Origin of the sequence: Myxococcus sp. AB025B, assembly GCF_006518215.1 — a bacterium.
Classification (GTDB): Bacteria; Myxococcota; Myxococcia; order Myxococcales; family Myxococcaceae; genus Myxococcus; species Myxococcus fulvus.
The window spans coordinates 1-7253 of the sequence record NZ_SRLW01000403.1 but is presented as its reverse complement, the minus strand read 5'-3'; the positions used below and the strand labels follow the sequence as shown (position 1 = coordinate 7253).

At 69.7% G+C, this 7253-nt stretch carries 8 protein-coding genes; 3 read left to right on the top strand and 5 right to left on the bottom strand.

The features are described from left to right. The first annotated feature begins 188 nt into the window (after window positions 1–188). On the top strand, window positions 189–572 hold the full coding sequence (locus FL311_RS39090; RefSeq protein ID WP_194869560.1) for a hypothetical protein: 384 nt from the start codon (window positions 189–191) through the stop codon (window positions 570–572). 110 nt (window positions 573–682) lie between these two features. Then, a complete protein-coding gene (locus tag FL311_RS39085) occupies window positions 683–1234 on the top strand; it encodes a hypothetical protein (RefSeq protein WP_141332738.1) in 552 nt (183 codons plus the stop codon). Here FL311_RS39085 and FL311_RS39080 read toward each other — a convergent pair. From FL311_RS39080 to FL311_RS39065, 4 genes are all read right to left on the bottom strand, one after another. Further along, the gene (locus FL311_RS39080) at window positions 1221–1988 is read right to left on the bottom strand and encodes an endonuclease/exonuclease/phosphatase family protein (protein ID WP_228557378.1); all 768 of its coding nucleotides are present in this window, start codon (window positions 1986–1988) and stop codon (window positions 1221–1223) included. The two genes, FL311_RS39085 and FL311_RS39080, sit on opposite strands and share 14 nt — an antisense overlap. 170 nt (window positions 1989–2158) lie before the next feature. Beyond that, window positions 2159–2782, bottom strand: coding sequence for an MXAN_6652 family MXYO-CTERM-anchored protein (locus FL311_RS39075; protein ID WP_141332736.1), 624 nt, complete (start codon window positions 2780–2782; stop codon window positions 2159–2161). A 202-nt stretch (window positions 2783–2984) separates the two neighbouring features. Beyond that, window positions 2985–3458 carry a hypothetical protein gene (locus FL311_RS45695; protein WP_228557377.1) on the bottom strand — a complete coding sequence of 158 codons (474 nt, stop codon included), beginning with the start codon at window positions 3456–3458 and terminating at the stop codon, window positions 2985–2987. Window positions 3459–3467: 9 nt separating this feature from the next. Beyond that, window positions 3468–4253: a hypothetical protein gene (locus FL311_RS39065; protein WP_141332735.1), complete on the bottom strand. Its 786-nt coding sequence runs from the start codon at window positions 4251–4253 to the stop codon at window positions 3468–3470. 229 nt (window positions 4254–4482) lie between these two features. Between FL311_RS39065 and proS the strand changes: the two genes are divergently transcribed. Further along, entirely contained in the window at window positions 4483–5916 is a 1434-nt protein-coding gene (proS, locus tag FL311_RS39060) for a proline--tRNA ligase (RefSeq protein WP_141332734.1), read from the top strand. A gap of 69 nt (window positions 5917–5985) precedes the next feature. Here the strand turns inward: proS and FL311_RS39055 are convergent, their stop codons facing one another. After that, on the bottom strand, window positions 5986–7230 hold the full coding sequence (locus FL311_RS39055; protein WP_141332733.1) for an adenylate/guanylate cyclase domain-containing protein: 1245 nt from the start codon (window positions 7228–7230) through the stop codon (window positions 5986–5988). Between the last annotated feature and the right edge of the window lie 23 nt (window positions 7231–7253).

Below are 7253 nucleotides of genomic sequence, written 5' to 3'. Positions count from 1 at the left end.
CCCTCCAGCCCCGTCCGCCATGAAGCATCGCGTCGTGCCCCCAAACCACCTGCGCAGGCCCATGAAATTCCGAGGAAGCGTCGGGCAGGGTGGGGACCGGCGGCTGTCCGGTCGAGGGGCCCCCGGGTGCGAGATGACCAGCCGCATCTGGACGCGGGGCCCGCGCGTGGGCTCCAATCCACCGGGTGATGACCCAGGATGAAGTGGCGAAGGCGCTCTCGGACGTGGAGCTGGTGCCGTGCGCGGAGATGGCGCTGGCGGACGCGCGACGTCTGGTGGACGCATGTCTCGAAGCGGACGTCCCGGCGCTGGTGCACCGCGAGGCGTGCGCGAAGCCGGGCTGCAGCCCGAAGTTCCAGGTGCTGGTGCGCCCCGAGGACGGCGTGCGCGTGGCCACGCTGCTCCAGCAGCGCTGGATGGACAGCATCCAGCGCGAGGGCGTGCTGGCGCAGGGCGCCGCGCCCTTCGTGCTACCAGCGTCCGAGGAGGGCGAGCCCCCCTGCCCCGCCTGCGGCACCGTCGCGCCCCTGGTGGAGGGGGCGTGCGCCGACTGTGGTCTTCAGCTCGAGTAGCGAGCGGGCGGCGCCTGCGGCGCGAGCCCGAGCACCCTAACCTTCCCGGAGATGACCGGGACGGACTCCCCGAGCGCGGCCCCGCGCGGGGCAGCAGTGGAGGCACACGGATGGAAGTCAAAGGCGTGGCGTTCCTGGCACGACAGCAGATGACGGTGCAGGCGCACGGTGAGCAGGCGTGGCGGGACTTCCTGGCGGACATCAAGAAACGCGAGCCCGTCTTCTCCCTGCCCATCCTCCCGGTGACGCGCATCCCGGTGGAGGCGTTCCTCCGGTTCAACGAGGAATTGCTCCAGCGCTTCTATGGCGGGGACCAGGGCGTGTGGTGGCAGTTCGGCGTGAAGTCCGCCGAGTACGCGCTGGGCCAGGGGCAGCTCAAGGCGATGTTCAGCCCCGGTGACTTCCGCCGCTTCCTCTTCTTCACGCCCGGCATCTGGAAGGGCTACTTCACCGAGGGCGAGATGGAGGTGCTGCCGGGTCAGGGCTACACGGACCTGCACATCTTCAAGGTGCCCAAGCCGCACGTGTACTTCGAGCTGTCGGTGATGGGCTTCGCGGCGGGCGGCCTGACGTTCCTGGGCGCGAAGAACCTGAAGCACGAGGTGCTCAAGGGCTTCACGCGCAAGGACCCGGACGTGCTCTACCGCTTCAACGTGAGCTGAGCGCGGCGTCCGCCTCCGCGGTGGACGCGGACACGTCCAGGCGCAGGTCCGCCACCACCGGGTAGTGGTCGGACGCGTCCACGCGCAGCACGCGGCTGGCCACGGGCGTGAAGGCGTCACAGGCCAGCACGTAGTCGATGCGCAGCGTGGGCAGGAACAGGGGCAGGGGGTAGGTGCCCCGCGCTCCGCCCGTGGCGGCGACGACGTCCTTCATCTGCCGGCGCAGCAGGCGCAGCGGGTTCGAGTCCGGGTCGTCGTTGAGGTCGCCCATGAGCAGGTGGGGCCGCGTGTCCTTGGCGAGCAGGTTCGCCACGAACGCGCTCTGGCGCAGGCGCGCGCGGGCGTTGAAGGGCCGGCGGATGAGGTGCGTGAGGTAGACGCTCACCTCGCGGCCATCCACGTTCATCACCGCGTGGGCGAGCGTGCGCGGCTCGGCGCCCTGGGGGTTGGGCAGCGGGTATTGCGCGAGCGCCTCGAGCGGGAAGCGGGACAACAGCGCGATGCCGTACGCGCCGCCGTGGAGGTCCGTGGTGCGGAAGTGCGCGCGGTGGGACAGGCCGGTGAGGCGCGCGAGGGCCTCCACCTGGTCCACGCCGCCAGCGCGGGCCGAGCCGACGTCGACCTCCTGGAGCGCGACGACATCCGGCACGGAGGCGCGGATGACGCGGGCCACGCCGTCGAGGCCGCGGGCGCCGGACTGGATGTTGAAGGTCATCACCCGCAGCGTCCCGGGCTCGCGGTGCACGGCGGCCACGGGGACTTCGGGGGGGGGCAGACCAGGACCGGTCGCACACGCGAGCGGCCCCAGCATGAGCAGCATGGGGAGGAGGCGGAGGTGCATGGGGCGAAGGCGCGATGCTACGTCGCGCCGTCGTCCGTTGTCGCCCCGCCCTCCGGGGCCTGACCGACGGGCAGGCGGGCGGGCTACTCGTCGCGGCGGCGCAGACGCGCGCCCAGCAGCATCAGCGCCGCGCCGAGCAGGGGCGCGCCGCCGGCGGCGGAGCAGCCACCGCTGTCATCGTCGCCGCCGCCGTCGCCGCCACCATCACCGACCTTCACCTTGAGCTGGGTGCCAGCGGACGCGTCACCGGTGTCCTCGCCGTTGCCGTTGGTGGAGTTGCCGGCGCCGAACAGGGTGAGGGTGGTGCCGGTGGACGGGGCGACGACGCTGAAGGCGAAGCGCACGGAGCCGTCGGTGAAGGGCTTGGGCTGGGAGTGGGTGAGCTCGCCGGAGAGCTTCTTGGAGTCGGAGCCGCCGGCGGTGAGGGTGGCCTCGCCGTCCACGGCGACGTTGTAGCCACCGCGCACGCCGGGGCCGCCGGTGATGACCAGGGTGTAGCTGCCCGTCTGGCCCGGGTTGAGCGTGGCGGGGCCCTCGATGGTCACCGTGGGCGCGGTGCCCGAGCGCGAGTGGCAGCCGGAGGAGCAGGTCTGCCCGCTCTTGCCGCTGTAGTTGCTCTGGCCCGTGGCGTAGGCGAAGGCGGAGCCGGAGACGAGGCACGCGGCCAGGGCGGCGGCGACCTTGAGGGACGGAAGGAACGACTGCATGAGGCCTCCAGGTTGAGGAACCCGAGAAGGAAGGGGGAGACCTTCATACCGCGACGCGGCAACGCTTCCCAGCACTCGCCCGGGAGGGCCCACGTGACGGTTTCGTCGAGGGTTTCGCTCCCGCGCGAGGACTCCAGTCACTCGGTATCAGAGGTCCCGGCCGACACCTCGTAAGGGTGCGGCGTTCTGTCCTGGGCGCAGGTCACGGGTGATACGGATACCGCTCCACGCGCCCCTCGGGAGACACGGCGTACAGCTCGAACCAGTCGGTCTCGAGCGAGACACCGGGGCCGAAGCCAGGGCACCTGTCCACGCGCCGGTTGACCCGGACGAAGTACCAGCCGTCCTTCTGGGTGATGAGGACATCGAGGGCACGGGGCGAGAAGACACAGGAGCGTCCCGCATCCTTCGCGAAGCGTTGTTTCAGGACCTGCTCCAGCACGTCGTGCGCGGCGAGGACGGCGGGGCCATCGAGCGTGGCCAGGGGCGACAGTTCCTCCTGGGGCCAGGGGATGCTCACGCCGTCCGGGGTCCCCGCGTCCCGAGGGCCCGCGTCCACCTGGGGCACGAGCACGACGGGAGGAGAGACTCCCGCATCGCTCACACTCAGCGCAGGGATGGCGCCGCCTTGCGCCATCCAGGCGGCGAGCAGGAGGTAGAGCTGTGGCTTCGGCATGGAGCACCTCTATGGACGCGGCGTCGAAGAGCAGTCGGGCAGGACGCCCCGAGGCATGAACGAGTGGGTCGGACGCGGACGGCAGGTGGCCTCGAACCGCCAGCGACGAGCAGCAGCATCCCACGCGAAGACATCCCCCTCCTTGTTCCATTTGTAGAACCGGGGAGCAGCGCGGGACCCGGTCACGAGCCATCCCCACGCGGGAATCAACTGTCCGTTCGAATCGCGGGCCAGAACCCCACCGGGCGTGGTGCCATAGGCCACCATCACCCAGACCCCATCCTCTGTCCTGGCAAACGGCCAGACGGACAAGTCCTGTCCGCTGATGTTCGTGCCGCACGGATGGTTGTGGGCATAGCCGAAGACAGGCAACTCCCTTCCGAAGTCGACGTCGGCCACGCCACCGAAGGGCGGCAGGCAAGCGGCAGCAGCCCCCACGAGGTTCCGGATGGGCCAGGACACCCGCCAGTCCTCGGGAGTCCGATAGATGGCGAGGCAATACTCCGAAGCATCTGGACGTGGGCGTCCGCTGTTCGCATCGCACGCATCCACTGCTCCTGGCAGGGCCAATAGGGCCTCAAGGGCGGGAAGCACGAGGTCGTCCGGGATGCGAGCCTGCTCGGACACGACGACCGGAACCTCGGGCCAGGGACCTGGAGCGATGGCCAGTGCATCCTCGCCATCCCGTCTGGGCAGCTCGGAGTGGAGATAGTAGCGACGTCCGCTAGTGCACCCAGGAGCCGCGCCGAGCATGAGCAGGTAGGCGAGCACACCACACCACTTCCACCAGCTCACCGAAGCCTCCTTCAGGCGCGACCACGGCGGACAGACAGCCACCGCCCTAGCATGCATCAAGCGAGCGGAATGTCTGGACCTGTTTCGGAGCCGAGCCCTCACCTCCGGCGGGCCGTGCCCGTCAGGGTGACACACGGGGGAGGTCCGGAGCGACGGGGCCGTTGATTTCTGGGTGGCCCCAGCGTAGGCAACCGTCCTCTTTCCACGACTTTAGAAGGGTGCTCCGCACATGGCCGAGAAGCTCACGCCCCGCGAGAAGGGCTTTTCCGAGTGGTACGTCGACGTGGTCCAGAAGGCGAAGCTCGCCGACTACTCGGACGTGAAGGGCTGCATGGTCATCCGGCCCAACGGCTACGCCATCTGGGAGAACATGCAGCGCGTCCTGGACAAGATGTTCAAGGACCTGGGCCACAAGAACGCCTACTTCCCGCTGCTCATCCCCGAGAGCTACCTCAAGAAGGAGGCCGAGCACGTCGAGGGCTTCAACCCCCAACTCGCCGTCGTCACCCACGCGGGCGGCGCCAAGCTGGAGGAGCCCTACGTCATCCGGCCCACCTCCGAGACCATCATCAACCGCAGCTTCGCCAAGTGGATCCAGAGCTACCGCGACCTCCCCCTGCTGCTCAACCAGTGGGCCAACGTCATGCGCTGGGAGATGCGCACCCGCCTGTTCCTGCGCACCACCGAGTTCCTCTGGCAGGAAGGCCACACCTGTCATGAGACCGAGGAGGACGCGGAGAAGGAGACCCTCCAGATGCTGGAGGTCTACCGGACCTTCGCCGAGGACTACATGGCCATGCCCGTCATGACGGGCCGCAAGTCCGAGTCCGAGCGCTTCGCCGGCGCCCTGCGCACCTACAGCATCGAAGCCATGATGCAGGACAAGAAGGCCCTGCAGGCCGGCACCAGCCACAACCTGGGCCAGAACTTCGCCAAGGCCTTCGACACCAAGTTCCAGGGCCGCGACGGCCGCGAGCACTTCGTCTGGCAGACGTCCTGGGGCGTGTCCACGCGCCTCATCGGCGGCCTCATCATGACCCACTCGGATGACTCGGGCCTCATCGTCCCGCCGAGGCTCGCCGCCAACCACGTCGTCATCATCCCCATCTTCGGCAAGGCCACCGACGCGGAGAAGGCCCAGGTCCTGGAGAAGAGCCACGGACTCGCCGCCGACCTGCGCAAGGCGGGCCTGGGCGTCGTGGTGGACGACGACGACAGCAAGGGCCCGGGCTTCAAGTACTTCGAGCACGAGCTCACCGGCACCTGCGTGCGCATCGAAATTGGGCCCAAGGACCTGGCCAAGGGCACCTGCGTCATGGTGCGCCGCGACCTGAAGGTGAAGGAGTTCATCCCGCTCGGCGAGGCCGCCGCCAAGGCCCAGTCCATGCTGGACGCCATGCAGAAGGACCTGTTCCAGAAGGCCAAGGACTTCCGCGAGGCGCACACCTTCGAGGTCAACTCCTACGAGGAGATGAAGGAGAAGGCGGACGCGGGCTTCCTGCTCGCCCACTGGAACCTGGACCCCAAGGTGGAGGCGCGCATCAAGGAGGAGACCGGCCTGACCACGCGCAACCGGCCCTTCGCCCTCAAGCAGGAGCCGGGCAAGTGCATCGTCACCGGTGAGGACTCGCCGGGCCGCATCGTGTTCTCCAAGGCGTACTGAGCCGTCCCTTGTAGACACCGGGGGCCGTGGGAGGAGCCGTGTCGCTCCCCTCGCGGCCCTCGCGCTTTCTCAGCCCACCTCGCGCAGCGCCCGCCGTCCCGGGACGAACGTCGCCACCGGCTCCGTCTTGCCCGCGACGGGCAGCGTCGTGGCCGGCTCGAACGACAGCGAGGGGTCCGCCTCGCACGCGCGGCACGTGGCCTCCGACACCAGCATGGGCACGCCGACCTTCTTCGTCAGGCCCTCGATGCGGCTGGCCAGGTTCACCGCGTCGCCAATCACCGTGTACTCGCGCCGCTGCGCGCTGCCCACGTCCCCCACCACCACGCGCCCGGTGTGGATGCCGATGCCGATGCGCAGCGGTTCCTCTCCGCGCGCGACGCGCTCGGCGTTGAGCGCCTCCAGCGCCTCCAGCATCGCCAGTCCACACGCCACCGCGGAGCGCGGGTGCCCGGGCAAATCCAGCGGCGCGCCGAAGTACGCGAGGATGCCGTCGCCGATGAACTTGTCGAGCGTCCCGCCGTGGCGGAACACCACGTCCACCATGCGCGACAGGTACTCGTTGAGCAGCGCCACCACCTGGGGGCTCTCCATGCGCTCGGACATGGAGGTGAAGCCGCGGATGTCGGAGAACAGCAGCGTCACCTCGCGGTGCTCACCGCCCCCGGCCTCGGAGCCGTGCTGCGCAATCTGCCGCGCCACCTCCGGCGAGAAGTAGCGCCCCAGCCGCTCCAGGCGCATCTCCTCGCGCGCCACCTGCGTCACCAGCCCCAGCACCTGCCGGCCGATGAAGGACGCGGCCGCCGCGCCCAAGGACAGCACCAGCACCAGCCCCGGCAGGAACGCCTCCCACGCGAGGCCCGCCTGGAAAACCAGCGCGGCCTCCAGGCCGATGGCGAGCGCGGTGGCCAGCACGACGATGACGGGCGAGAGCGTCACCAGCGACACGAGCACCACCAGCACGATGTACACGCCCAACGTCAGCAGTGAAATCGGCACCGCGTTGTCGTTGTCCACCGCGCCGATGGCCAGCGACTGGAGGACGAAGATGGCGGGCATGTCCAGGAACGCGAGCCCGAGCGCCGGGCGGCGTCCCAACGAGGGCCACCTGCGCGCGCCGGCCCACAGCGCCACGGCCAGCACCAGGTAGGCGACGAGCACCGACGGCGGCACGCGCCACTCGAGCTGGAGCGCCATCCCCAGCCAGCACACCACGCCGACGGCGCGGACGCGGTTGAGCCACTCGCCGACCTGCGCGCGCCACCCGGCCAACCTGAGCCGCAGCGTATCCTCGACCTGGGAGAGCCTCCGCATGCCCCCGGCACGCTAGCCCACCC

Coding starts and splice junctions, on each gene's coding strand:
- FL311_RS39090 (WP_194869560.1), top strand. CDS start 189: ATGACCCAGGATGAAGTGGCGAAGGCGCTCTCGGACGTGGAGCTGGTG.
- FL311_RS39075 (WP_141332736.1), bottom strand. CDS start 2,782: ATGCAGTCGTTCCTTCCGTCCCTCAAGGTCGCCGCCGCCCTGGCCGCG.
- FL311_RS39055 (WP_141332733.1), bottom strand. CDS start 7,230: ATGCGGAGGCTCTCCCAGGTCGAGGATACGCTGCGGCTCAGGTTGGCC.
- FL311_RS45695 (WP_228557377.1), bottom strand. CDS start 3,458: ATGCCGAAGCCACAGCTCTACCTCCTGCTCGCCGCCTGGATGGCGCAA.
- proS (WP_141332734.1), top strand. CDS start 4,483: ATGGCCGAGAAGCTCACGCCCCGCGAGAAGGGCTTTTCCGAGTGGTAC.
- FL311_RS39085 (WP_141332738.1), top strand. CDS start 683: ATGGAAGTCAAAGGCGTGGCGTTCCTGGCACGACAGCAGATGACGGTG.